The sequence below is a fragment of the Rahnella bruchi genome (assembly GCF_003614975.1).
In the GTDB taxonomy this organism is placed as follows: Bacteria; Pseudomonadota; Gammaproteobacteria; order Enterobacterales; family Enterobacteriaceae; genus Rahnella; species Rahnella bruchi.
Window position 1 is genome coordinate 80361 of the sequence record NZ_QZWI01000016.1, and the last position, 24818, is coordinate 105178.

Consider the following 24818-nt stretch of genomic DNA (forward strand, 5'->3'; position numbering starts at 1 on the left):
AGGCTTTTAGAGCCCATCTCAGCAAACTCCACTGAGAACCGACTCACTGTCGTCGGGTAAAAACCAATTCATCAGGTCAGAAACCTGCTGAGATAGGCTCTTAACGCCAAACCCAAGATTCTCAAAGGTGGCGTAGTATACGCTCTGTAGCGTAAGTGCTCAAGTCCCGAACAGCTAAAGATCCCTAAGGATCTTCAAAAAACGAGCCTAAATCCAACCGCGCTCGGCAAAAGACACCGTTTCTCCGTGACCTACAACCAAATGATCGAGGACTCGGATCTCAAGCAGCTGGCACGCTCGAATAATCTGTTCAGTCACTTTTCTGTCCATCAGGCTGGGCTCAGCCCGACCGGATGGGTGATTATGCGCCAGAATTAAAGCTGCCGCATTAACCTTCATCGCACCACGAACAATTTCGCGGGGATACACTTCTACGTGCCCAATAGTACCAGCAAACATCTCCTCATGGCGAATAACGCGATGCTGGTTGTCGAGAAAAAGTACCAGAAAGACCTCTCTTTCCCGAAAAACGAGCAAATTCTGTAAATATTCTCTGATAACCTCTGGGCTGAGCATCGCATTTTCGGCGCTAAGGTGACGCAGATAGGCGCGGCGTGATAATTCGGACACGGCGACCAGCTGGGAAAATTTGGCGACGCCCATTCCTTTCGTGCGAGCCATCGCGTCAAAATCGGCCATCAGTAACTGATGCAAAGAACCAAACTCCTCCAGCAGGTTCTTTGCCAGTTCCATTACATGCATCCCCCGACATCCTGTGCGCAGGTAGATCGCCAGCAGTTCCTGATCCGACAGCTCTTTAGCTCCCTGCTGCAATAATTTCTCCCGTGGTGGCATCATGCCCGGCCAAAGCTCTTGTCGTTTCGTCATCCTGACTCCTTAATTGACCTGGATTGTGGCACAACGTCATAGCCGCCGCGATTTCCACCCGTTCAGCTTGCGAGGCATTACGCAGAATTTTTATTGCTCCGGTAAAGGAGCATCGCCAATAGCTGTCATCATTGTGCGTTATGCTAAAATGTCGCTTCTTCCAGCTTTCAACCAATCGGACAATGATGATGACGGGACTTTCCGGCAAACATATTGTGCTCGGTATCAGCGGTGGTATCGCTGCCTATAAAGCACCAGAACTGGTACGTCGCTTACGTGAAAGAGGCGCTGAAGTCCGCGTCGTCATGACAGAAGCGGCGAAATCCTTTGTGACTCCGCTGAGCCTTCAGGCTGTTTCTGGCTATCCGGTTTCTGACGATCTGCTTGACCCCGCAGCTGAAGCGGCAATGGGTCATATCGAGTTAGGTAAATGGGCAGATTTAGTGATTATCGCTCCCGCTACCGCGGATTTGCTGGCCCGAATGAATGCCGGTATGGCGAATGATCTGCTGACGACGATTTGTCTGGCGACAGCGGCACCGGTCGCGGTACTGCCGGCGATGAACCAGCAAATGTATCGCGCGGTGGTTACGCAGGAAAACCTGCAAAGCCTGGCGGCGCGGGGCACGTTGTTATGGGGCCCGGACAGCGGTAGTCAGGCTTGTGGCGATGTCGGCCCCGGCCGCATGCTCGATCCGCTGGTGATTGTTGATTTGGCGAATGCGCATTTCTCTTCGCGCAACGATCTGGCCCATCTGAAGATTATGGTGACCGCAGGCCCTACCCGTGAACCCCTGGATCCGGTGCGTTTCATCAGTAATCACAGCTCAGGGAAAATGGGTTTTGCGATTGCCAAAGCGGCTGCAGAACGTGGCGCTCAGGTTACGCTGGTCGCGGGACCGGTGACGCAGCCGACACCTTTGAATGTCCGTCGTGTTGATGTGGAAAGCGCACTGGAAATGCAGCAAGCGGTTCAGCTTTCTGCAGCATCTCAGCATATTTTTATTTCCTGCGCTGCCGTAGCGGATTACCGAGCAGAAGCCATTGCCGATGAGAAAATCAAAAAGCAAGGCGATGAAATCACTGTAAAAATGGTGAAAAATCCCGACATCGTCGCAGGCGTTGCCGCGATGACAGAAAACCGACCTTATGTCGTGGGATTTGCCGCTGAAACCCAGAATGTGGAAGAATACGCCCGGCAAAAAAGGATCCGTAAGAATCTGGATCTGATCTGCGCCAATGATGTTTCAATTGCCGGGCAAGGTTTCAACAGCGATTCCAATGCTCTGCATCTTTTTTGGCAGGACGGGGATAAAATCTTACCGCTCAGCGATAAGTCCCTGCTTGGTCAACGTTTATTAGAAGAGATTGTCAGCCGTTATGATGAAAAAAATCGACATTAAAATTCTCGACCCGCGCATCGGTTCGACTTTCCCTTTACCGGCTTACGCGACACCTGGGTCCGCAGGTCTGGACTTACGTGCCTGTCTGGACGCATCAGTAGAACTGGAAGCGGGTGAAACCACGCTGCTGCCAACCGGCCTGGCTATCCATATTGGTGATGCTAATCTGGCGGCGGTGATTTTGCCGCGCTCCGGTCTGGGCCATAAACACGGCGTCGTGCTGGGCAATCTGGTCGGCCTTATCGACTCTGATTATCAGGGCCAGCTGATGGTGTCTGTGTGGAACCGCGGTCAGACCACATTTATTATTGAACCGGGCGAACGCATTGCTCAGATGGTATTTGTCCCTGTGATTCAGGCAGAATTCAATCTGGTGGAAGATTTTGACGCCAGTGAACGCGGCGAAGGTGGTTTTGGCCACTCAGGTCGCCAATAAGAACCTGTTCAGCACCGCAGATTTTGACGCGATATTGAACAGATCCTTATCACTATCAGACCGTAACAACGCGAAGGGAACGAAATAAGCCGCAGGATCACAGTGATTCATGCGGCAGTTGTGCGGTTTCTCCATGGTTTTAGCCGTTTTTTAGCAAGGGTCTATTCAGACATGGCAGAGAAAGAAACGACAAAAAGGAACAGGCGCGAAGAGATTTTGCAGGCGTTAGCGCAAATGCTTCAGTCCAGCGACGGCAGTCAGCGGATCACGACTGCAAAACTCGCCGCCAGCGTAGGTGTTTCAGAAGCAGCTCTTTACCGTCATTTTCCCAGTAAAACGCGGATGTTCGACAGCTTAATCGAGTTTATCGAAGACAGTCTGATCACCCGTATCAATCTCATCCTGCAGGATGAAAAAGATACGCTAAACAGAATACGTCTGATTTTGCTGCTGGTTTTGGGTTTTGCCGAACGCAATCCGGGACTGACCCGCATCATGACCGGTCATGCGCTGATGTTTGAACAAGATCGCCTGCAAGGTCGCATCAACCAGCTATTTGAGCGGATTGAAGCGCAATTGCGTCAGGTTTTGCGGGAAAAGAAAATGCGTGAAGGCAGCGGTTTTATCAGTGATGAAACCCTGCTCGCCAGCCAGTTACTGGCGTTTTGCGAAGGAATGCTGTCGCGCTTTGTACGCTCTGAATTTAAGTACAAACCAACGCAAGACTTCGATACCCGCTGGCCGCTTATTTCAGCTCAGTTGCAGTAAACGCGCGAAGCAGGGTCAAACGTCAGATATCAAAAAGGGCCGAAAGGCCCTTTTGTTTTTTCCGTTACGGCTGACTCATTTTTCCCTTTTATCCAGCATCACAGTCAGTAAGGGAACCAGAAATTTTCGCCATTCCGGATAATCAGGCCGGACGCCACAAAAAACAGAAATACTAAACGCCATACTCCTTCCTGTAAGCCCTCACGGCAGCCAGATGATCAGCCATTTCCGCTTTTTCTTCCAGATACTCAATCAGGTCGGCCAGCGTAATAATAGAAATCACTTTGCAATGATAGTCGCGTTCAACTTCCTGAATTGCGGAGATATCTGCACGTCCACGCTCCTGACGATCCAGAGAAATCAGCACACCTGCAAGTGTGGCTTTATTAGCATTGATGATTTCCATCGATTCACGGATGGCGGTACCGGCGGTTATCACATCATCCACCAGCATGATGCGCCCCTGCAACGGACTGCCAACCAGCAAACCACCTTCGCCGTGGTCTTTGGCCTCTTTGCGGTTAAAGCAGTATGGCACATCGCGCTCATGGTGCTCCGCCAGCGCAACCACAGTGGTCGTCGCGATCGGAATACCTTTGTATGCCGGACCAAACACTAAATCGAAATCAATTTTGGAATCCACCAATGCTTCGGCATAAAAACGTCCCAGTAACGCCAGATCACGGCCAGTATTAAACAAACCGGCATTGAAGAAGTAAGGACTGATGCGCCCGGACTTCAGGGTAAATTCGCCGAATTTCAAAACCTGTTTGTTCAGTGCGAACTCAATAAACTGGCGCTGATAGGCTTTCATTGATGGTCTCCTCAATAATGTCTTATTGCTCATTGTCAGCCCGCAGGCCATAAAAAAGGCGACTTCTCAGTCGCCTTAAAAAATTATTCCGCCAGCGCCGCTTTCTGCGCCTGGAAGATAGTGTCGATACCCCCCCGGGCGAGGGCCAGTAAATCGAGCAACTCCTCATGACTAAACGGCTCGCCTTCTGCGGTGCCCTGCACCTCAATCATGCGGCCATCTTCCATCATCACGACGTTCATATCGGTTTCCGCTGCGGAGTCTTCGACATACTCAAGGTCGCACAGCGCTTCGCCTTTAACGATACCGACAGAAACCGCGGCAACCATGCCTTTCATCGGGTTAGCTTTCAGTTTGCCTGCAGCCACCAGTGCATTCAGCGCATCTGCCAGAGCCACACACGCACCCGAAATAGACGCAGTACGCGTGCCACCGTCAGCCTGCAACACGTCGCAGTCGAGGGTAATGGTGAACTCACCGAGTTTTTTCAGATCCACCGCAGCACGCAGGGAACGGGCAATCAGACGCTGAATTTCCAGCGTGCGGCCACCTTGCTTACCTTTTGCGGCTTCGCGCGCATTACGCGTATGGGTAGAACGCGGCAACATGCCGTACTCTGCGGTGATCCAACCTTGTCCCTGACCTTTCAGAAAACGCGGAACACCCTCCTCCACCGTTGCGGTACACAGCACTTTGGTATCACCAAACTCCACCAGCACGGAACCTTCAGCGTGTTTAGTGTAATGGCGGGTCAGTGTTACGGGGCGCACTTGTTGTGCATTTCGGCCTGCTGGACGCATGGATAGTTCTCCGGGTCGCGAATCATGTTTGGCTGCGCATTATACGGACTTCGCGAGGTAATGCCTATCATGACCGGCACGGCACGGCTATAATCGCTGCATCTTTACATTAACAGGTACGCATACATGATCAGAAGTATGACCGCTTATGCCCGACGCGAAATTAAGGGTGACTGGGGCAGCGCAGCGTGGGAACTCCGCTCGGTAAACCAACGTTATCTCGAAACTTACATCCGTCTGCCCGAGCAATTCCGCAGCCTGGAGCCGGTTGTCCGCGAGCGCATTCGCGCCCGTCTGACCCGCGGTAAAGTCGAATGTAATTTGCGTTTTGATCTCGATCCGGGCGCACAAAGCACATTGCAGCTAAACGAAAAACTGGCCAAGCAGCTGGTTGAAGCAGCCCAATGGGTGAAAATGCAAAGTGACGAAGGCGAGATCAATCCGCTGGAAGTGCTGCGCTGGCCGGGTGTGATGCTGGCCGAAGAACAGGATCTGGATACTATCAGCAACGAATTGCTGCTGGCGCTGGAAACAGCACTGGACGATTTCATCAGCGCCCGCGAAAGCGAAGGTGCGGCACTGAAAACGATGATCGAACAACGCCTCGATGGTGTCAGCGCTGAAGTCATCAAAGTCCGTGCCCAGATGCCAAACATTCTGCAATGGCAGCGCGAGCGTCTGGTCAGCAAACTGGAAGACGCTCAGGTACAGCTGGAAAATACCCGTCTGGAGCAGGAACTGGTTCTGATGGCGCAACGTGTTGATGTTGCAGAAGAGCTGGACCGCCTGGAAGCGCACGTCAAAGAAACGCACAAAATCATGAAGAAAGAAGAAGCCGTGGGCCGTCGTCTTGATTTCATGATGCAGGAATTTAACCGCGAGTCGAACACACTGGCGTCTAAATCCATCAATGCTGATGTCACAACTTCCGCCATTGAGCTGAAAGTGTTAATCGAGCAAATGCGCGAGCAGATTCAGAATATCGAGTAACTTTCCTGCCCCGCATAATAAAAAACGCCTCAGGTCATCACAACCGGAGGCGTTTTTTTATGCTTTAACGGAGAAGAAAATTAGTTTTCCCAGCGTTTGAGCAGTACGCAGGCGTTCACGCCCCCGAAACCGAATCCGTTTGACAGGGCATACGTAATCTCATGTTTCTGCGCGGTATTACCGACAATGTTCAGACCTGCAGCTGCTTCATCTTTATTTTCCAGATTCAGCGTCGGAGGAACAATCTGGTCACGTACGGCCAGAATGGTGAAAATGGTTTCCAGACCGCCAGCCGCGCCCAATAAGTGCCCGGTCGCCGATTTGGTGGACGTTACCGCCAGCTTACCGTCAGTGCCGAACAAGGTTTTAATCGCATTGATTTCACCCAGATCACCCACCGGCGTTGAGGTTGCGTGAGCATTCAGGTGCTGAACATCTGAAGGCTGAATACCCGCCTGACGCAGAGCGATTTTCATCGCGCGACCGGCGCCGTTGCCATCTTCCGCACCTGAAGTCATATGGTAAGCATCGCCGCTGGTACCGTAACCGACAATTTCAGCCAGGATTTTTGCACCACGGGCTTTCGCGTGTTCCAGTTCTTCAATGACCAGCATGCCCGCGCCTTCGCCCATGACGAAGCCATCACGCGCGCTGTCGAACGGGCGGGATGCTTTTTCCGGATGATCTTCATGACCGGTGGACATCGCCTTCGCCGCAGCAAAACCACCCAGGCTGACGGTATCAATAGCAGCTTCAGCACCACCACAAAGTGCAACATCCGCTTCGTCATTACGAATCAGACGTACTGCATCGCCAATTGCCTGAACACCCGCCGCGCAAGCCGTTACCGGCGCGCCGATTGGGCCCTTAAACTGATGCTTAATGGAAACCTGGCCAGACGCCAGATTCACCAGGAATGAAGGAATAGTGAAAGGGGAAAGACGCTTAGCACCACGGCTGTCATTGGTACGCACGGCGTGAGCGATCGCCGGGAAACCACCGATACCAGAACCGATGACGGTTGCAGTACGTTCCTGTTGCTCCTGCGTTTCTGCTTTCCAGCCCGCATCGGCAACGGCCATATCCGCAGCAGCCATTGCGAAAAGAATGAAACGGTCCATTTTTTTCTGGTCTTTCGGCACTACAAACTGATCCGGATCGAATCCTGATTCAGGGTCCTGTTCTTTGGTTTGTACCTGACCGCCAATTTTCACGGACAGGGTTTCAACAATCTCTTCCGGCAAAACACGGATACCGGACTGACCGGCGAGCAGACGCTTCCAGATCGTTTCGATATCACAGCCCAGAGGACTCACAGCCCCCATGCCGGTTATAACTACTCGACGATGAGTCATAAAACATTCCTCTCTGTCTGTTTAGGACTTAAGTTTCTGCGGGTGCTTTTATGAACCGGCCAGAAACGGGTTTCTGAAAATAGGGTTGACAGTATGTGACGAATTACGATTTTGTAAACCCGTAACCAAAAATTTCGTTGTGGCTATTTTGCCAGACTACGCAAAACCAGACTGGTGATGGCCTGCACACGTTCTTCCAGCTGTTCCGGCGTTTTTTGCTCCAGCAACAACGGGTGCGAGAAAGGCGTAGTTACGCTGGTAATCGCCATGCACACCTCATCCAAGGGTGTTTTACGTTCAAACTCACCGGATTCGCGCCCGTCGGTGACCACTTTCTCAACAATGCTGTACATCATCGCCCGGTGATTCAGGGTCGATTTCCACTGCTGAGCCGAAGCAGTGGCGGCCAGGTCATGCAATTTTCTGTCCTGGAAGAAGAGATCCAGACTACGGGTCAGCAGCGTTTTAAAAATAGATCGCAGACGCAGAGTCGCACTTTGGTCAGTATGTGCAATCAGCATCAAAGCCTCATCTATTTGCCCGACACGTTGCGAGCAAATAGCTTCACCAATAGCCTGTTTCGACTCGAAAAACTTGTAAATATAGGCACCTGAAACACCTATCGATTTAGCCAAATCGGCTACCGACGTCTTGGCATACCCATACAGGCGGAAGTGCTCAAATGCCGCATCAATAATCTGTTCACGCCGTTCATGCTCGGCAGGTCCACGTTGTGTTAACGCAAACGGAATATCGGGCTTCATACACTCCTCCGGGCAGATAAAACAATTAAGCTGAGCGTCAGTGAGTGACGATTTTACTTAATCGTAACCTATAAACAGAGAAAATTCACTTCTGAAAAGAAAGACGGGCTTACATAAAGAGAAAGAGGAAAGCTAAAGTAACGAGCAATTACGATTTTTCTAATCTAAAATAACCCGGCATTCATATTCACCCTTACGTATAGGCAAGTTTCAGGGGTGACCGCATTAGATTTAGTTATTTCAAAATCAATGCAAAAGAAAAACTCAGTCGAGAGGCAAGGGGAAACTCATTACTCTACGCGGCTTCCGTTTTCTCATTACTGATTCGTCTGGCGCACATCGATGTTACTCACTGTTCTTTATATTATTGGGATCACCGCAGAGGCCATGACCGGTGCTCTTGCTGCCGGACGGCGTAAAATGGACTCCTTTGGCGTCATTATTATCGCAGCTGCAACGGCAATTGGCGGCGGCTCTGTCCGCGACATGCTGTTGGGGCACTATCCTTTGGGATGGGTCAAACACCCGGAATACATAGTTATTGTGGCCGTCGCCGCACTCATGACCACCTGGCTGGCACCTCTGATGCAACACCTGCGCAGACTCTTTTTAGTGCTCGATGCGCTGGGGCTGGTGGTGTTTTCTATTATCGGGACACAAGTGGCACTCGATATGGGACATGGTCCTATCATCGCTTCCGTTTGCGCCGTCATTACCGGCGTTTTCGGTGGTGTCCTGCGGGATATGATGTGTAATCAGATCCCACTGGTCTTCCAGAAAGAAATTTATGCAGGCGTTTCTTTTGCCTCTGCCTGGGTCTACATCGGGCTGCAATATTTATCGTTGCCGCACAATCTGGTGGTGATCATCACCCTGCTGGTCGGCTTTATTGCCCGCCTGATAGCACTGCGGTTCCGCCTTGGACTACCCGTCTTCAATTATCCGCATTCCGATCATTAGCCCGCTTTTTATACCTCACTGAAAGGCAGGCAAATGTGCCTGCCTTAATGCCCCGGCGATTGCCCTAACTTGCGGGTGATGAGTAAATTCAAAAATCTGATCCGCTCGTGTTTTCCCTATTCCTGCGGAGGCTTCCCACTCCGGCGAGGTTAATGCTTTCAGCTGATCCCAGGTATGCTGGTTCTCTGCAAATTTCAGTGCAGATGATGGAAATCCCATGGCTGAGAGCCAGTGGTGAAAATCTTTTTCCCGCGCCAAAGAAATCTGGGCCACCAGTTTCTGAGCCTGTTTTGCGCCGATCCCCGGAACCGCAGCCATCTCTTTTTCGGTGATATTTATCCAGCTGACCAGCGAATCAGCTGGAATAGCATCGAGCAATTTTTGCCAGGTTGCCCCTCCAAATCCGGCCATATCTAAAGCTTCCGGCCCGCTTAGCCAGATCAGACGGGACAGAAACTGCTGCGTACAACCAGGCTCAGGGAGGAAACAGGAAAAGGCATTGTATCGCTGCGGATCTGGCAATTGCAGGACTTTGCGCTCACTGACGCGCCATACCACTTCGTCAAGACGCGGTATCCCCTGCCCGGCCAGTGTAATGGCCACCTGATCGCCGGGGAGCACATCCCATTTTCTGAAACGACTGACGGATCCCACGCTCACCTTATTCACCCATTTGTCATCCACCCTGAGGCTTTTCAGATTCAAAATGACGGTGACTTTCCCGCTTCGCCCGATAGTCGTCGTGATACCAGCAACTTCTGTAAGCTGTCTCGGCGGAGGATATTTCCAGGCTACAGCCCAGCTTGCTGGCTTATTTTTCCAGTATTTACCCGCAGGTTCTTCTTCCTGACGGATGACTACCCCATCGGTCGCAAAAGGCAGTCGCTGGAGAAACCAGATGTCCCGCCACTTAGCCACATCATCAACAGTACTCACGGGCAAGGTGTATTGAGAAACCGCAGGAAAACCGAACTGGCTTAGCTTCTCAAGACGAGAAGCCATACCGACAGGGCCATCCGGCCACGACCAGATAAAAATACCCAGCTGATTCAATATGTCAGAAGCAGCAGTACGCATCATTGCGCCCGCAACTTTCGATCGTGCATTCACGCCGCCATCAGCATTTTGCTGATGACCGGTCATCTTCAGATAAAGCTCGCCCTGTAATACCAGTTCGGGACTGATATCCGCAATTCTGAGCGGGATAGCCGGGATCAACGCAGCTTTTGCCGTCCAGCTTTGCCCTTTTTTGCCATCACCGCGGCTTAACAACGCTGCCAGCTGTCCGTACCGGTAAACCAGCGATACAGCTACGCCATCTATTTTGGGCTGTACCCAAAGATTTTTACGCCCCTGCATCCAGTCTGCAACGGCCTGCTTGTCTCTCATTTTATTCAGCCCGGTGTGGGAAACCGGATGAACAGAAATGGCATCATCTGCACGGGGGATAACTGGCGCGGGAAGGGCCTGACCAGCACATTGCAGCCAAAAACTTTGTTTCTGACGTAAATTGTCATACACCGAATCCTCTATCGGGCTGATGCCTGACTGATGATAAGCAGTGTCCCATTGCGCAAGTTGTACCGTGAGCTTAAGCGTTTCCTTTTCCAGATGTGTTACTGGCCAGTCCGGACAAGCGGCATCAGGCAACTCTGCGCATAGAGAAGAAAAATGGATAAATAACAGGCTGATAATCATTAACTGGCGCATTTGCACCTCCTTGTGGGTGCCAGTAAGCGCCGCGGGAATATCCTGCGCCAGTCGCATTTTCGATTCCTGCGAGATGCTTCCACAGATATTTAGCGGGTTGCTGTAACGAAAAGAAATTTTGGAAGACGGCACGTAAATCTACAAAGAAGGGCTATTTTCCCGCGCAAAGTTGCGATGAAATACGTCTGGGCGCTGCACCGAATGCGGCGAGCGTGTATACTGTGCGAGAGATCACTCTTCGCATACTTCCTATCAACCCATTCAGTTGAAACGTCATCATGGTTCAAGGCACGCTATATATTGTCTCCGCCCCTAGTGGAGCAGGTAAATCAAGTCTGATTCAGGCTTTACTTAAAACACAACCGCTCTACGACACGCAGGTTTCTATTTCTCATACCACCCGTTCAATGCGACCGGGCGAGAAACACAGCGAACATTACTTCTTTGTCTCTAAAGAAGAGTTTCGCGAGATGATTGAACGTGATGCCTTCTTAGAACACGCTGAAGTTTTCGGTAATTACTACGGTACTTCACGTGAAACCATTGAGCAGGTTTTAGCTTCTGGTGTGGATGTTTTCCTGGATATCGACTGGCAGGGCGCTCAGCAAATCCGGCAAAAAATGCCCCAGGCACGCAGTATTTTTGTATTGCCACCATCAAAAGATGAGCTTGACCGTCGCCTGCGTGGACGTGGTCAGGACAGCGAAGAAGTTATCGCAAAACGTATGGCGCAGGCTGTTGCAGAAATGACGCACTTTGCCGAATACGACTATTTAATTGTGAATGATGATTTTGATCTGGCGTTATCGGATTTAAAAACCATTATTCGCGCCGAACGTCTGCGTCTGAGCCGTCAGCGGCTCCGTCATGACGGATTAATCACCAAACTATTGGCAGACTGAAGTCACTTTCAGTATTATGCCCAGTCTTTCGTCACCCTGTGGAGTAGCACATATATGGCACGCGTAACTGTTCAAGACGCTGTTGAGAAAATTGGTAACCGTTTTGACCTGGTGTTGGTGGCTGCTCGTCGCGCACGCCAGCTGCAATCTGGTGGTAAAGATCCACTGGTTGCTGAAGAAAACGATAAATTCACCGTTATTGCCCTGCGCGAAATTGAAGAAGGCCTGATCACTAATCAGATCCTCGACGTTCGTGACCGTCAGGAGCAACAAGAGCAGGAAGCCGCAGAGATTCAGGCAGTGACTGCCATCGCTGAAGGCCGTCGTTAATTAACGAAACGGATCTCACTTGTATATCTTTGAAAGCCTGAATCAACTGATTCAAAAATACCTGCCGGAGGAGCAAATTAAGCGCCTCGTGCAGGCTTACCTCGTGGCGCGGGATGCGCACGAGGGGCAGACACGTTCCAGCGGTGAGCCTTATATCACTCACCCGGTGGCTGTGGCTTGTATTTTGGCTGAAATGAGGCTCGATCATGAGACTCTGATGGCGGCGTTATTACACGACGTTATCGAAGACACGCCTGCAACTTACCAGGATATGGAACAACTGTTTGGCAAGAGCGTTGCTGAACTGGTTGAAGGCGTTTCAAAGTTAGACAAGCTGAAGTTCCGCGATAAGAAAGAAGCACAGGCGGAAAACTTCCGCAAAATGGTCATGGCGATGGTGCAAGACATCCGCGTCATCTTGATCAAACTTGCTGACCGTACCCATAACATGCGCACGCTGGGCTCTTTACGCCCGGATAAACGTCGCCGTATTGCCCGCGAAACGCTGGAAATTTACAGTCCGCTGGCACACCGTTTGGGTATTCACCATCTGAAAACCGAGCTCGAAGAGCTGGGCTTCGAAGCGCTCTATCCAAACCGTTATCGCGTCATTAAAGAAGTGGTGAAAGCCGCGCGTGGTAACCGTAAAGAGATGATCCAAAAAATCCTCTCAGAGATTGAGGGCCGTTTAACTGAAGCCGGTATTCAGTGTCGCGTGAGTGGTCGCGAGAAACACCTGTATTCTATCTATTGCAAAATGCACCTCAAGGAACAGCGTTTCCATTCCATTATGGATATTTACGCTTTCCGGGTGATCGTTAAAGACCTCGATACCTGTTATCGCGTGTTAGGACAGGCACATAGCCTGTACAAACCGCGTCCGGGCCGGGTCAAAGATTACATCGCAATCCCAAAAGCCAACGGCTATCAATCTTTGCATACTTCACTTATCGGTCCGCACGGCGTACCGGTTGAAGTACAGATCCGTACTGAAGACATGGACCAGATGGCAGAGATGGGGGTTGCGGCTCACTGGGCTTATAAAGAGAACAGTGAAACCAGCACCACAGCACAGATCCGCGCTCAACGCTGGTTACAGAGTTTGCTTGAACTACAACAAAGCGCAGGCAACTCCTTTGAATTTATCGAAAGCGTGAAATCGGATCTGTTCCCGGACGAAATTTATGTCTTTACGCCGGAAGGTCGTATCGTCGAATTGCCTGCGGGCGCGACGCCGGTCGACTTTGCTTACGCCGTGCATACCGATATCGGTCATGCCTGTGTGGGTGCCCGCGTTGACCGCCAGCCTTATCCGCTTTCGCAGCCGCTGACCAGCGGCCAGACTATCGAAATCATTACCGCACCAGGCGCCCGCCCGAATGCTGCCTGGCTAAACTTTGTCGTCAGCTCGCGCGCTCGAGCCAAAATCCGCCAGATGCTTAAAAACCTGAAACGTGATGACTCCGTTTCACTGGGTCGCCGTCTGCTGAACCACGCACTGGGTGCCGGTAAAAAACTCTCAGATATTCCACCAGAAAACATCAAAAACGAGCTGGACCGTATGAAGCTCGCGGCAATGGATGATTTACTGGCTGAAATTGGTCTCGGCAACGCCATGAGCGTTGTTGTTGCCAAGAATCTGATGGGCGATCAGTCTTCAATGGCGACATCTGGTACGCGTAATCTGCCGATTAAAGGCGCAGATGGCGTGCTGATCACGTTCGCAAAATGCTGCCGTCCGATCCCAGGCGACCCGATCATTGCCCACGTGAGTCCGGGCAAAGGTCTGGTTATCCACCATGAATCCTGCCGTAATATTCGTGGTTACCAGAAAGAACCTGAGAAATTCATGGCCGTAGACTGGGATGATCATCAGGAAACGGATCAGGAATTTATCGCAGAAATTAAAGTCGATATGTTCAACCATCAGGGCGCTTTAGCGAACCTGACCGCCGCGATTAACGCAGCACAGTCGAATATTCAGAGTCTGAGTACCGAAGAAAAAGACGGTCGCGTCTACAGCGCCTTTATCCGCCTGACGACCCGCGATCGCGTACATCTGGCGAATATTATGCGTAAAATTCGTATCATGCCGGATGTCATCAAAGTTACCCGTAACCGAAACTGATTGTCATGACTCCAGAACGTTATGCGCGCATCCGCGAAATGCTTGCGGCCCGACAGCCAGACCTGACGGTCTGTATGGAACAGGTGCATAAACCGCATAATGTTTCTGCTGTCATTCGCACGGCAGACGCCGTCGGCGTTCACGAAATCCACGCGGTCTGGCCAACGACCCGAATGAAGACGCTGGTCTCTTCGGCGGCGGGCAGCAACAGCTGGGTTCAGGTTAAAACGCACAAAACCATTCAGGATGCCGTCGCCAAAATGAAGGCGAAGGGTATGCAAATACTCGCCACGAATCTTTCTGAAAAAGCCGTCGATTTCCGCGCAATTGATTACACCCGCCCGACCTGCATTTTGCTGGGTCAGGAAAAAACCGGTATCACACCTGAAGCATTAGCACTGGCAGACAGCGATATCATCATTCCGATGATCGGTATGGTGCAATCCCTGAACGTGTCTGTCGCCTCAGCGCTTATCCTTTACGAAGCCCAGCGCCAGCGCGAAAATGCCGGTCTGTATCGCCGCGAAACCAGTCTGCTGAGCGAGAAAGAACAGCAGCGTTTGCTGTTTGAAGGTGGCTACCCGGTTCTGTCGAATGTGGCGAAGCGAAAGAAACTTCCGCGCCCTTTCATTGATGAACACGGGCAAATCGTTGCCGATGATGAATGGTGGTCTGCGATGCAAATGACGGTTAAAAAAAGATGAAAGGCCGCCTGCTCGACGCCATCCCGCTGACGTCGCTTTCCGGCGTCGGAGCCAGTCAGGCAGATAAACTCGCTAAACTCGGTCTTGAAACCATTCAGGATTTACTGCTTCATCTGCCCTTACGTTACGAAGACCGCACCCGCCTTTACACCATCAATGATTTACAGCCCGGTATTTTCGCGACTATAGAAGGCGAAGTGCTGCGCAGTGATATCAGTTTTGGCCGCCGCAGAATGCTGACCTGTCAGATAAGTGACGGTACGGGCATGGTGACGTTGCGCTTCTTTAATTTTAACGCTGCGATGAAAAACAGTCTCGCCGCAGGCCGTCGTGTCACTGCTTATGGCGAAATTAAACGCGGCACCATCGGCGCAGAAATCATTCATCCGGAATACCGAATACAGGGTGAAAACAGCGAAGTCGTTTTACAGGAATCACTGACGCCGGTCTATCCGACAACGGAAGGTATTCGCCAGGCAACACTGCGTAAGCTGACCGATCAGGCGCTGGAATTGCTCGATACCGTCCCTATCGCTGAATTATTGCCGGAAGAACTGAGCCGTTCGCTGATACCACTTCCTCAGGCGTTGCATTTACTGCATCGCCCGCCGCCAGATATCCAGCTCGCCGATCTTGAGAAAGGTCATCATCCGGCTCAACGTCGCCTGATTATGGAAGAACTGCTGGCGCATAATCTCAGTATGCTGGCCGTTCGCGCTGGCACACAAAGCTATAAAGCCCTGCCGCTGCATCATGACGACCGGCTAAAAAATCAATTCCTCACGTCCCTCCCCTTCAGTCCGACCGGTGCGCAACAGCGCGTGGTAGCTGAAATTGAACAGGATCTGGCGAAAAGTTACCCGATGATGCGATTAGTTCAGGGCGATGTGGGTTCTGGCAAAACGCTGGTGGCGGCTCTCGCCGCACTATGCGCTATCGCTCAGGGGCAACAGGTCGGGTTAATGGCACCGACTGAATTACTGGCCGAACAGCACGCCAATAATTTTCGTCAGTGGTTTGAACCACTGGGTATTCAGGTTGGCTGGCTGGCCGGTAAGCAAAAAGGCAAAGCACGACAGGCTCAGCAGGATGCTATCGCCAGTGGCCAGGTTTCCATGGTGGTGGGCACACACGCCATTTTCCAGGAGCAGGTACAGTTCTCGTCATTGTCTCTGGTCATCATTGATGAACAACACCGGTTTGGCGTACATCAGCGTCTGGCCCTGTGGGAAAAGGGGCTGCAACAGGGCTTCCATCCTCATCAGTTGATTATGACGGCGACACCCATCCCGCGAACACTGGCTATGACTGCCTATGCGGACCTTGATACGTCAGTGATCGACGAACTGCCGCCGGGCCGTACGCCGGTGACCACCGTCGCCATTCCTGATACACGACGAAGTGACATTATCAGCCGCGTCAAAAGTGCCTGCGAGCAGGAAAATCGTCAGGCCTATTGGGTTTGTACGCTGATTGAAGAATCGGAAATGCTCGAGGCTCAGGCGGCTGAAGCGACCTGGGAAGGCCTGAAAGAAGCGCTTCCGGCACTGAATATCGGGCTGGTACATGGCCGTATGAAAGCGCAGGAAAAGCAGGGCGTCATGCAGGCGTTTAAACAAGGCGAAGTGCAGCTTCTGGTGGCAACGACCGTTATTGAAGTCGGCGTTGACGTGCCGAATGCCAGCCTGATGATAATCGAAAATCCGGAGCGTTTAGGACTGGCGCAGTTGCACCAGCTGCGCGGACGCGTCGGACGTGGCGCAGTGGCCTCGCACTGTGTTCTGCTCTATAAAACTCCGCTAAGCAAAACCGCACAGAAGCGTTTGCAGGTGCTGCGTGACAGTAACGATGGCTTTGTCATCGCCCAACAGGATTTAGAAATCCGCGGACCGGGTGAGTTACTGGGCACGCGCCAAACCGGCAGCGCCGAGTTCAAAGTCGCGGACTTGCTGCGCGATCAGGCGATGATCCCCGATGTCCAGCGCATTGCGCGCTATCTCCAGCAGCAGTTCCCGGAACATGCCAAAGCATTGATTGAACGCTGGCTGCCGGAAAGAGTCAGATACACCAACGCCTGATCCACTCCCCCTAATCTCCAGCCGCCAAAACATTATTAAAAATGATGTTTTGGCATCTCCTCATTCATGCAAATTTTAATCTGACCGCAGCTGAACCGCTTTCCTCACTGGTTATTTGATGACCTTCACAGACTGAGGCAAAGCCGGTAACCGGTTTCATACCCCACCACTACACTGATGATAATTAAGGCAACCGTGTCTGAACTCTTCAACATAAGGCCAATATCATTATGAGCATCAGCCAGTCACTCTTTAACTTTATAGAACAAAAAATCAGCCCTTTTGCTGCCCGGCTTTCCTCGCAACGACACGTCATGGCAGTGCGTGATGGGTTTATTTCAGCAATGCCGTTTATGATTGTTGGCTCATTTTTACTGGTTTTTGTTCATCCACCCTTCTCGCCTGAATCCTCATGGGGTTTTGCCAGAAGCTGGCTGGCACTCTCGGCGAAATATGAAGTGCAGATCCTGACGCCGTTCAATATGACGATGGGGATCATGTCGATCTACATCTCGGCATCGATTGCCTACAATCTGGCAAGAAGTTACAAACTTGACCCGTTTATGACGGCCATGCTGGCGCTGATGTCATTCCTGCTGGTCGCTGCGCCGCAGGTTGATGAGAAGATGTCGACCGTTGCGCTGGGTGGAGTGGGAATATTTACCGCCATATTGGTGGCTATTTATGTGACAGAGCTGACGCGGTTGCTGAAAAAATACAATATTGGCATACGCTTACCCGAACAGGTTCCTTCAAACATAAAGCATTCGTTTGATTTGCTGATCCCGATTATTGCGGTGGTTGTGACCCTTTTCCCCCTGAGCTTGCTGGTGCAGTCAGGGTTCGACATGCTGTTGCCGCAGGCGATTATGGCGCTGTTCGAACCACTGATTTCCGCGGCTGATTCTCTCCCTGCGGTGCTGCTTGCCGTGCTGATTTGTCATCTGCTGTGGTTTGCCGGTATTCACGGTTCGGCCATCGTTTCAGGGATGCTGCAGGCCTTCTGGTTAACTAATCTCGGCCTGAATCAGACTGATCTCGCAGCAGGTTTACCGATGACGCACATTATGACCGAAGCGTTCTGGAACTTCCTGATTGTCATCGGAGGCTCTGGTGCGACTATCGGGCTGGTATTGTTGTTCTGTCGCAGTAAGTCGGCGCACCTGCGCACGATGGGTAAACTGAGTCTGGTTCCCAGTTGCTTTAACATCAATGAGCCGGTGATCTTTGGCACCCCAATTGTCATGAATCCGGTATTTTTCATCCCCTTCCTTCTGGCACCGATGGTGAATGCCGTTATTGCCTACACCACGGTTAAAACTGATCTTCTGCCACATATGATTTCACTGGTGCCATGGACATCCCCGGCGCCAATTGGCGCAGCCTGGGCGATGGGCTGGGATTTCAAAGTGTCGATTTTGGTCATCATGCTGATGGCGCTTTCCATGGTGATTTACTATCCATTCTTTAAAGTTTATGAAAAGCAGTTGCTCACGCAGGAGAAAGCGGCTGAAGCGGAAGATCAGACATTTACCGAAAAGGCAGATGCTGCGCATTAAGAGGTAAAACTACAGGAGAAATTCAGGCACAGAAACCTAGCTTCTGTGCCTTTTTTTAGCTGATCGAAGGGAAGATGGGCAACATGAGGTAGAGCTTAATCACGATCGCATTGGCGATATCAATGAAGAACGCGCCAACCATAGGCACGACCAGAAAAGCGAGATGTGAAGGACCAAACTGATTGGTGATGGCCTGCATATTGGCAATGGCGGTTGGCGTGGCACCAAGTCCGAAGCCGCAATGCCCGGCAGCCAGCACTGCAGCATCATAGTTTTTACCCATCACCCGATAGGTGACGAAAATCGCGTAAAGTGCCATCGCGATGGTTTGCACAATCAGAATGGCCATCATCGGCAACGCCAGCGACGCCATTTCCCAAAGCTTCAGGCTCATCAGCGCCATTGCCAGAAACAGCGACAAGCTCACGTTCCCCAGCACAGAGACGGCCCGGTCGAAAACGCGGTAAAAACCGAGCCATGCCAGGACATTGCTCAGGATCACACCGACGAAAAGTACGCAGACAAATGTCGGAATTTCGAATGCAGACCCCTGAAGCAGGGTGGCAACCTGAGTTCCTGCCATCAGACATATCGCGATCAGTGCGATAGTTTCCACCATCACCAGCGGCGTTATCATCCGCCCGATGGTCGGTTTCTCAAATGCGCTCGGATCAACCGTGTCTTCAGGTGTTCCGTTGGGAGTGGAGGAATGGCTCACTAAATAACGCGCTACCGGCCCGCCTATGATCCCGCCCAATACCAGGCCGAAGGTCGCGCAGGCCATCGCGACTTCTGTGGCGTTTTCAAAGCCATAACGCTCAATAAATAGCTTACTCCACGCGGCGCCCGTTCCGTGACCGCCGGAAAGTGTAATCGAACCGGCAAGCAGACCCATCAGCGGATCCAGCCCCAGCATTTTCGCCATACCGATACCGATGGCATTTTGCATCAGCAGCAGGCCGATGACGACAAAGACCAGAAGGAACAATGATTTGCCTCCCGCGCGCAAGCTGGCAAGATTGGCGTTCAGACCGATTGTCGCAAAGAACGCCAGCATCAGAGGTTCTTTCAGGGACATATCAAATCCGATTTCCCAGCCGAACACCTGATTGGCTATCAGCAACAGCAAAGCGACCAGCAATCCGCCGGCTACTGGCTCAGGAATAGTATATTTCTTCAGAAACTTGACCGACTGGACGCATTTTCGCCCTAAAAGGAGCACCAACGTAGCAGCAACCAACGTGCCATAGGTGTCGAGTTGAATCATTGAAAAACTCCTTTTTAAAAAATATCCAATAATATTATTTAGTTACAAATATCTTATTTAAGTATCATTCCCCCAGAGGCTGAATTAGAAGTCATTAAAGCTGCTATAAGCAAGAAAAACAGGTGGTAAATCTTCCATTAACCTAAACATCCTCTCTAAAATAGCTGATAGCAAACGATTGCTTTTATCGCTGATTTCAATAAAAATGCCCGCTTTGCCGCTTATTGGAATGCCATAACATGAGTTCGCAAACAGCAGAACAAGAAACACCGCAACCTGATCTTTCCCGCCAGCAAAAAAGTGAACTGATTTACCGGCTCGAAGATCGTCCGCCACTTCCTCAGACGTTATTTGCCGCCTGTCAGCATTTGCTGGCGATGTTTGTTGCGGTTATCACACCAGCATTACTGATTTGCCAGGCACTGGGTTTACCCGCGCAAGACACGCAACACATCATCAGCATGTCGCTGTTCGCCTCCGGTCTGGCTTCAATTTTGCAGATTAAAACCTGGGGGCCTGTCGGTTCAGGCTTACTCTCCATTCAGGGCACCAGTTTTAATTTTGTCGCGCCGCTTATCATGGGCGGAATGGCGCTGAAAAATGGCGGCGCCGATGTCCCGACCATGATGGCGGCCCTGTTCGGTACACTGATGCTGGCTTCATGTACTGAAATTATCCTTTCCCGTTTCTTGCACCTCGCGCGCCGTATTATTACGCCGCTGGTTTCCGGCATTGTGGTGATGATTATCGGGCTGTCACTGATTCAGGTCGGACTGACTTCTATTGGCGGCGGTTACTCCGCGATGAGTGATCACACGTTCGGCGCGCCGAAAAATCTGCTGCTGGCCGCCGTCGTGCTGGTGGTGATTGTTCTGCTGAACCGCCAGCGCAACCCTTACCTGCGCGTGGCGTCTCTGGTTATCGCGATGGCTGTAGGTTATCTGGCGGCCTGGATGATGGGGATGTTGCCAAACGTCGCACCAGCCGCACAGACAAACTGGATAACCTTACCGACGCCGCTTTATTACGGATTGGGCTTTGACTGGAACCTGCTGATCCCTCTGATGCTGATTTTCATGGTCACGTCGCTGGAAACTATCGGTGATATTACCGCGACCTCAGACGTTTCTGAGCAGCCGGTCAGCGGCCCGCTTTACATGAAGCGCATCAAAGGCGGCGTTCTGGCAAATGGCCTGAACTCGATGCTTTCTGCGGTATTTAACACCTTTCCGAATTCATGCTTTGGGCAAAACAACGGCGTTATTCAACTGACCGGCGTTGCCAGCCGTTACGTCGGTTTTGTCGTCGCGCTGATGTTGATCATTCTCGGTCTGTTTCCTGCCGTAGCAGGCTTTGTGCAGCATATTCCTGAGCCGGTACTGGGCGGCGCGACCATTGTGATGTTCGGTACGATTGCGGCTTCAGGCGTACGTATTGTTTCCCGTGAGCGCCTGAACCGCCGCGCGATTATGATCATGGCGCTTTCCCTCGCCGTCGGCATGGGTGTTTCTCAACAGCCACTGATCCTGCAATTCGCGCCAGACTGGCTGAAAACCCTCCTGTCTTCTGGCATTGCCGCCGGTGGTATCACTGCGATTGTTCTGAATCTGGTTTTCCCTCACGAAAAGTAATCACCGGATGTAATTCGCATGCAACAGCGGCAGCGGGTCTGGAACCCCTGCCGCTTTTTATTGTCTCCATTCTGCTAACCTGTTGAGAAAAGTCGCTGTTTGCGGCATAAACAAAGAATCTTTTTTCCACTTTCCCGTTACAGGGCTCCAGACGATGAGATTTATCGGTAAAATTTTGCTGACGTTCGCCTTACTTCTGGTGCTGGCGATCGTACTGGTGTACGTCCTATTACAAACCCGCTGGGCGGCTGGCTGGGTCAGCCACTGGATAAGCGATAACAGCGAGTACCGCGTCTCCGTTGAGAAAATCGACCATAGCTGGTCTTCTCCGGGGCGTGTGACGTTAAACAATGTCGTCTTCGGGCAAAAGAATCAGCCGGAAATTCTCAACGCTGGCGAAGTCAGTCTGGATTTGAGCTGGCGTCAGATAACTGAGCCGCGCTTTTTCGATCGCGTGGTTCTGGCTAACGGGCGTCTTAACGTCAGTCCTTCCTCAATGACTTTACCGTTGCAGGCGAATACCCTTCAACTCAGCAAAATGGCGCTCACCGGAAATACTGAAGGAGTAGATATTCAGGGGCAGCAGATTAACGCCGGTATTTCGCCGTGGCAGCCAAAAGCGGCTCAGTTGTTGGGAGACAAAGCCGATTTCCAGCTGAGTGCTGCCAGTCTGACGGTCAACGGCCTTCCGACCGAAAATGTGCTGATCCAGGGTAATATCAATAATAACACTCTGACGCTGAGCAATTTTGGCGGCGATTTGGCGCGCGGCCAGCTGACAGGTAAAGCCACGCAGGCCGCTGACGGCAGCTGGAACATTGAAAATCTGCGGCTGAGCAATGTGCGCCTGCAAACGTCCAAACCGCTTTCTGCATTCTTCAATGATTTCCAGACGCTGCCCAAAGTGACCATCCAGCGTCTTGATCTGATCGACGCCCGTTTACAGGGGACTGACTGGGCATTCAGCGACGTTGATTTATCCGTGCAGGATCTGACGCTTGAAAAAGGCGACTGGCAAAGCGATGACGGTGAAATCACCCTGAATGCGACCGATATGATTAACGGCAATCTGCATATTCAGGACCCGATTATCAGCCTTGACCTTTCTCAGCAGGGGATTGTCATCAGGCAGGCCACGGCACGCTGGGAGCGCGGTTTACTTCGCACCACCGGTAACTGGTTGCGTGCCAATAAACGCCTGCAACTTGATGAAGTTTCCGTGGCTGGCCTTGAATACACATTGCCGGAAAACTGGAAGCAGCTTTGGAACCAAGCGCTTCCTGATTCGCTTTCTGAAGTGTTCATCAGCCGGTTTATTGCCAACCGCAACCTGATTATTGATATCAACCCGCAGTTCCCGTTCCAGCTGACCGCGCTCGATGCTCTGGGAAATAACCTGCTGCTGGCGCGGAATCATCAGTGGGGGATCTGGAGCGGAACGCTGAATCTGAATGCCAGTGAAGCCACCTTTAACCGCAATGATGTTCGTCGTCCTTCCATTACGCTAAATGCAAACGACAGCCAGGTGAATATTTCCGAGCTGAGCGCATTTACCAAAGAAGGTTTACTGGAAGCCACTGCGACCGTTAACCAGCAGCCGCAGCGCCATTTTTCCGTGAAGATGACCGGCCGTTCCGTGCCGGCAAATCAGCTGGAGAACTGGGGTTGGCCACACATTTCGCTGGAGGGTAACGCCAACATGCAGCTCAATCTGCAAGGGCAAATGCCGGCGAATATCGATTACAAACCGACACTGAACGGGACGTTGCAGGTTAATGGCAGTCAGACGATTGACCAGAGAATGGTAAACGGGCTGGTAACCGGCACACCAACACCTGTTGCCCCGTAATTCTGGTCAGCCACTTAAATGCAAAAAGGCACCGCGAAAGCGGTGCCTTTTAATTGGTCTGAAACAAATCAGTTAATTTCAGGTTCCAGCGGTGCGCCGGGTGCCGCGGGAAGGACCAGATAGGTGCCTTCAAACACTGCGCCATCCACCTCATCGCCGTATAAATTCACTTCAAGCTGAACGCGGGCTTTACGTCCACGCGCCAGACGGTCAAGGTCACCACTGACTGAGCCGAGATCGGCCACCGCACGAGGTCTGCCGGTCACCGGAGAACTGTAGCGGATATGGGCATCGGCCAGCACGATCGTGCCGCCCAGATGCCGTTCACGCAACAGCAGCCAGATCAAACCCCAGCCGGTCAGCGTTGCAAGCGAAAATAAACTCCCGGCGAATAACGTATGGTGCGGATTCTGGTTGCCCGTTTCCGGCATCGTGGTCACAAAACGCTGGCCAGTATACTGACTGATCCGCACCCCCATTTTTTCACTCAGAGGAATATGATCGTACCAGGCTTGTTGCAGCTGTCCGCACCAGTCGGGGCGATGGAGAATGTCATCCAGCGTTTCGATCGGTTTAATCATCAGGAAATGGCGGACCGGAGTAGTTTGCGGCGTAGTAATTTCGCCCTGATTCACAAAACCCAATTTGGCAAAAAACTCCACAGCGTCTTCGCGTGCGCTACAGACTACGCGCTTTACCCCTTCCTGACGCGCCACAGACTCCAGGGTCATCGCCACCAGCGTTCCTAACCCTTTGTCCTGCACATTCGGATCAACAGCCAGGAAGCGGATTGAGGCTTCGTTATCTGCATTTATATATAAACGGCCAACCGCGACCGGTTCGCCGCTTTCATCCACGACCATCTGATGATGCGCAATTGAATCGTAGGCATCACGTTCGGAACCTTCAGGCTGGCGCAGTGGTTTGCGCAGCATTTCCCAGCGAAATCGGTAATAGGCGGCCAGTTCTTTTTCGGTCGTCGGTACTCTAAGGTGATACATAGATACTTTCTCTCCGGCGTTATGCCTTATCGATCAGACTTGTAGCCAGAAGGTCACCGGCCCGTCGTTCACCAGCGCCACTTTCATATCCGCAGCGAAACGCCCGGTTTCGGTCACAATGCCTTTCTCACGACACTGTCCGCAAAAATACTGGTACAAACGGTCGGCTTCCTGTGGCTCAGCACCGCGCGAGAACCCCGGACGCATGCCTTTTTGTGTATCGGCCGCCAGCGTAAATTGCGACACCACCAGCAGACTGCCGCCAGCCTGCTGTACGTTAAGATTCATTTTGTCATTTTCGTCACCGAAAATTCGGTACCCGATCACCCGTTCACTAAGGCGCTTAGCTTTTTGTTCGTCATCGCCCTGTTCAACACCCAGTAAAACCAGTAATCCCGGCCCTATCTGGCCGCAAACGTCGCCATCGATAGTCACGCTGGCATTCAAAACCCGCTGAATTAACGCAATCATACAAATCCTT

The 24818-nt window shown here is 51.7% G+C and carries 22 protein-coding genes; 13 read left to right on the forward strand and 9 right to left on the reverse strand.

Translation table 11 applies throughout. From position 1 onward, the window contains the following. Positions 1-207: 207 nt before the first annotated feature. The gene (gene radC, locus D5398_RS21100; protein WP_120509380.1) at positions 208-888 is read right to left on the reverse strand and encodes a RadC family protein; all 681 of its coding nucleotides are present in this window, start codon (positions 886-888) and stop codon (positions 208-210) included. A gap of 185 nt (positions 889-1073) precedes the next feature. On the opposite strand from radC, the gene coaBC reads away from it, so the two are divergent. The 3 genes from coaBC (at position 1074) to slmA (ending at position 3495) form a co-directional block, all read left to right on the forward strand. Further along, positions 1074-2291 (forward strand): bifunctional phosphopantothenoylcysteine decarboxylase/phosphopantothenate--cysteine ligase CoaBC, encoded by a 1218-nt coding sequence (coaBC, locus tag D5398_RS21105; RefSeq protein ID WP_208646042.1) that lies wholly within the window; start codon positions 1074-1076, stop codon positions 2289-2291. Next, positions 2269-2727, forward strand: a complete 459-nt coding sequence (gene dut, locus D5398_RS21110; protein ID WP_162940806.1) for a dUTP diphosphatase — start codon at positions 2269-2271, stop codon at positions 2725-2727. Before coaBC ends, dut begins: the two co-directional genes overlap by 23 nt. Before the next feature lie 171 nt (positions 2728-2898). Further along, a complete protein-coding gene (gene slmA, locus D5398_RS21115; protein ID WP_120509381.1) occupies positions 2899-3495 on the forward strand; it encodes a nucleoid occlusion factor SlmA in 597 nt (198 codons plus the stop codon). A 172-nt stretch (positions 3496-3667) separates the two neighbouring features. Here slmA and pyrE read toward each other — a convergent pair whose 3' ends face one another. Both pyrE and rph read right to left on the reverse strand, forming a co-directional pair. Beyond that, entirely contained in the window at positions 3668-4309 is a 642-nt protein-coding gene (gene pyrE / locus D5398_RS21120; protein WP_120509382.1) for an orotate phosphoribosyltransferase, read from the reverse strand. Positions 4310-4392: 83 nt separating this feature from the next. Then, positions 4393-5109: a ribonuclease PH gene (rph, locus tag D5398_RS21125; protein ID WP_120509383.1), complete on the reverse strand. Its 717-nt coding sequence runs from the start codon at positions 5107-5109 to the stop codon at positions 4393-4395. Positions 5110-5235: 126 nt separating this feature from the next. On the opposite strand from rph, the gene D5398_RS21130 reads away from it, so the two are divergent. Next, positions 5236-6099: a YicC/YloC family endoribonuclease gene (locus D5398_RS21130; protein ID WP_120509384.1), complete on the forward strand. Its 864-nt coding sequence runs from the start codon at positions 5236-5238 to the stop codon at positions 6097-6099. Positions 6100-6179: 80 nt separating this feature from the next. Here D5398_RS21130 and fabF read toward each other — a convergent pair whose 3' ends face one another. Both fabF and D5398_RS21140 read right to left on the reverse strand, forming a co-directional pair. Further along, a complete protein-coding gene (gene fabF / locus D5398_RS21135) occupies positions 6180-7454 on the reverse strand; it encodes a beta-ketoacyl-ACP synthase II (protein WP_120509385.1) in 1275 nt (424 codons plus the stop codon). Between the two features lie 143 nt (positions 7455-7597). Next, positions 7598-8218 (reverse strand): TetR/AcrR family transcriptional regulator, encoded by a 621-nt coding sequence (locus tag D5398_RS21140; protein ID WP_120509386.1) that lies wholly within the window; start codon positions 8216-8218, stop codon positions 7598-7600. Between the two features lie 342 nt (positions 8219-8560). Between D5398_RS21140 and D5398_RS21145 the strand changes: the two genes are divergently transcribed. Then, positions 8561-9178 (forward strand): trimeric intracellular cation channel family protein, encoded by a 618-nt coding sequence (locus D5398_RS21145; RefSeq protein WP_120509387.1) that lies wholly within the window; start codon positions 8561-8563, stop codon positions 9176-9178. A 15-nt stretch (positions 9179-9193) separates the two neighbouring features. Here the strand turns inward: D5398_RS21145 and ligB are convergent, their stop codons facing one another. Further along, positions 9194-10888: an NAD-dependent DNA ligase LigB gene (ligB, locus tag D5398_RS21150; protein ID WP_120509411.1), complete on the reverse strand. Its 1695-nt coding sequence runs from the start codon at positions 10886-10888 to the stop codon at positions 9194-9196. A gap of 278 nt (positions 10889-11166) precedes the next feature. Here ligB and gmk point away from each other — a divergent pair, with 278 nt between their 5' ends. From gmk to D5398_RS21180, 6 genes are all read left to right on the forward strand, one after another. Beyond that, positions 11167-11790, forward strand: a complete 624-nt coding sequence (gene gmk / locus D5398_RS21155; protein WP_120509388.1) for a guanylate kinase — start codon at positions 11167-11169, stop codon at positions 11788-11790. Between the two features lie 54 nt (positions 11791-11844). After that, a complete protein-coding gene (gene rpoZ, locus D5398_RS21160; RefSeq protein WP_015699238.1) occupies positions 11845-12120 on the forward strand; it encodes a DNA-directed RNA polymerase subunit omega in 276 nt (91 codons plus the stop codon). Between the two features lie 19 nt (positions 12121-12139). Further along, the gene (spoT, locus tag D5398_RS21165; protein ID WP_120509389.1) at positions 12140-14248 is read left to right on the forward strand and encodes a bifunctional GTP diphosphokinase/guanosine-3',5'-bis pyrophosphate 3'-pyrophosphohydrolase; all 2109 of its coding nucleotides are present in this window, start codon (positions 12140-12142) and stop codon (positions 14246-14248) included. A gap of 5 nt (positions 14249-14253) precedes the next feature. Beyond that, positions 14254-14952: a tRNA (guanosine(18)-2'-O)-methyltransferase TrmH gene (trmH, locus tag D5398_RS21170; RefSeq protein WP_120509390.1), complete on the forward strand. Its 699-nt coding sequence runs from the start codon at positions 14254-14256 to the stop codon at positions 14950-14952. Beyond that, a complete protein-coding gene (gene recG, locus D5398_RS21175) occupies positions 14949-17030 on the forward strand; it encodes an ATP-dependent DNA helicase RecG (RefSeq protein WP_120509391.1) in 2082 nt (693 codons plus the stop codon). Before trmH ends, recG begins: the two co-directional genes overlap by 4 nt. 230 nt (positions 17031-17260) lie before the next feature. Continuing rightward, a complete protein-coding gene (locus D5398_RS21180; protein ID WP_120509392.1) occupies positions 17261-18589 on the forward strand; it encodes a PTS sugar transporter subunit IIC in 1329 nt (442 codons plus the stop codon). A gap of 55 nt (positions 18590-18644) precedes the next feature. On the opposite strand, the gene gltS is transcribed toward D5398_RS21180, so the two are convergent. Further along, entirely contained in the window at positions 18645-19856 is a 1212-nt protein-coding gene (gene gltS, locus D5398_RS21185; RefSeq protein ID WP_120509393.1) for a sodium/glutamate symporter, read from the reverse strand. Between the two features lie 239 nt (positions 19857-20095). Here gltS and D5398_RS21190 point away from each other — a divergent pair, with 239 nt between their 5' ends. Both D5398_RS21190 and D5398_RS21195 read left to right on the forward strand, forming a co-directional pair. Further along, positions 20096-21487, forward strand: a complete 1392-nt coding sequence (locus tag D5398_RS21190) for a nucleobase:cation symporter-2 family protein (protein WP_120509394.1) — start codon at positions 20096-20098, stop codon at positions 21485-21487. A gap of 154 nt (positions 21488-21641) precedes the next feature. Further along, entirely contained in the window at positions 21642-23336 is a 1695-nt protein-coding gene (locus D5398_RS21195; protein ID WP_120509395.1) for an AsmA family protein, read from the forward strand. Between the two features lie 68 nt (positions 23337-23404). On the opposite strand, the gene fabY is transcribed toward D5398_RS21195, so the two are convergent. Both fabY and dtd read right to left on the reverse strand, forming a co-directional pair. Beyond that, positions 23405-24337 carry a fatty acid biosynthesis protein FabY gene (gene fabY, locus D5398_RS21200; RefSeq protein WP_120509396.1) on the reverse strand — a complete coding sequence of 311 codons (933 nt, stop codon included), beginning with the start codon at positions 24335-24337 and terminating at the stop codon, positions 23405-23407. Positions 24338-24370: 33 nt separating this feature from the next. After that, positions 24371-24808 carry a D-aminoacyl-tRNA deacylase gene (gene dtd, locus D5398_RS21205; RefSeq protein ID WP_120509397.1) on the reverse strand — a complete coding sequence of 146 codons (438 nt, stop codon included), beginning with the start codon at positions 24806-24808 and terminating at the stop codon, positions 24371-24373. Positions 24809-24818 lie beyond the last annotated feature (10 nt).

Bases quoted from the DNA above. Each gene is read 5' to 3' on its own strand.
- recG (WP_120509391.1), top strand. From the start codon at position 14,949: ATGAAAGGCCGCCTGCTCGACGCCATCCCGCTGACGTCGCTTTCCGGC.
- fabY (WP_120509396.1), bottom strand. From the start codon at position 24,337: ATGTATCACCTTAGAGTACCGACGACCGAAAAAGAACTGGCCGCCTAT.
- ligB (WP_120509411.1), bottom strand. From the start codon at position 10,888: ATGCGCCAGTTAATGATTATCAGCCTGTTATTTATCCATTTTTCTTCT.
- rph (WP_120509383.1), bottom strand. From the start codon at position 5,109: ATGCGTCCAGCAGGCCGAAATGCACAACAAGTGCGCCCCGTAACACTG.
- D5398_RS21140 (WP_120509386.1), bottom strand. From the start codon at position 8,218: ATGAAGCCCGATATTCCGTTTGCGTTAACACAACGTGGACCTGCCGAG.
- dtd (WP_120509397.1), bottom strand. From the start codon at position 24,808: ATGATTGCGTTAATTCAGCGGGTTTTGAATGCCAGCGTGACTATCGAT.
- D5398_RS21195 (WP_120509395.1), top strand. From the start codon at position 21,642: ATGAGATTTATCGGTAAAATTTTGCTGACGTTCGCCTTACTTCTGGTG.
- D5398_RS21145 (WP_120509387.1), top strand. From the start codon at position 8,561: ATGTTACTCACTGTTCTTTATATTATTGGGATCACCGCAGAGGCCATG.
- gmk (WP_120509388.1), top strand. From the start codon at position 11,167: ATGGTTCAAGGCACGCTATATATTGTCTCCGCCCCTAGTGGAGCAGGT.
- rpoZ (WP_015699238.1), top strand. From the start codon at position 11,845: ATGGCACGCGTAACTGTTCAAGACGCTGTTGAGAAAATTGGTAACCGT.
- dut (WP_162940806.1), top strand. From the start codon at position 2,269: ATGATGAAAAAAATCGACATTAAAATTCTCGACCCGCGCATCGGTTCG.
- slmA (WP_120509381.1), top strand. From the start codon at position 2,899: ATGGCAGAGAAAGAAACGACAAAAAGGAACAGGCGCGAAGAGATTTTG.
- radC (WP_120509380.1), bottom strand. From the start codon at position 888: ATGACGAAACGACAAGAGCTTTGGCCGGGCATGATGCCACCACGGGAG.
- coaBC (WP_208646042.1), top strand. From the start codon at position 1,074: ATGATGACGGGACTTTCCGGCAAACATATTGTGCTCGGTATCAGCGGT.
- pyrE (WP_120509382.1), bottom strand. From the start codon at position 4,309: ATGAAAGCCTATCAGCGCCAGTTTATTGAGTTCGCACTGAACAAACAG.
- trmH (WP_120509390.1), top strand. From the start codon at position 14,254: ATGACTCCAGAACGTTATGCGCGCATCCGCGAAATGCTTGCGGCCCGA.
- D5398_RS21130 (WP_120509384.1), top strand. From the start codon at position 5,236: ATGATCAGAAGTATGACCGCTTATGCCCGACGCGAAATTAAGGGTGAC.
- D5398_RS21180 (WP_120509392.1), top strand. From the start codon at position 17,261: ATGAGCATCAGCCAGTCACTCTTTAACTTTATAGAACAAAAAATCAGC.
- D5398_RS21190 (WP_120509394.1), top strand. From the start codon at position 20,096: ATGAGTTCGCAAACAGCAGAACAAGAAACACCGCAACCTGATCTTTCC.
- fabF (WP_120509385.1), bottom strand. From the start codon at position 7,454: ATGACTCATCGTCGAGTAGTTATAACCGGCATGGGGGCTGTGAGTCCT.
- gltS (WP_120509393.1), bottom strand. From the start codon at position 19,856: ATGATTCAACTCGACACCTATGGCACGTTGGTTGCTGCTACGTTGGTG.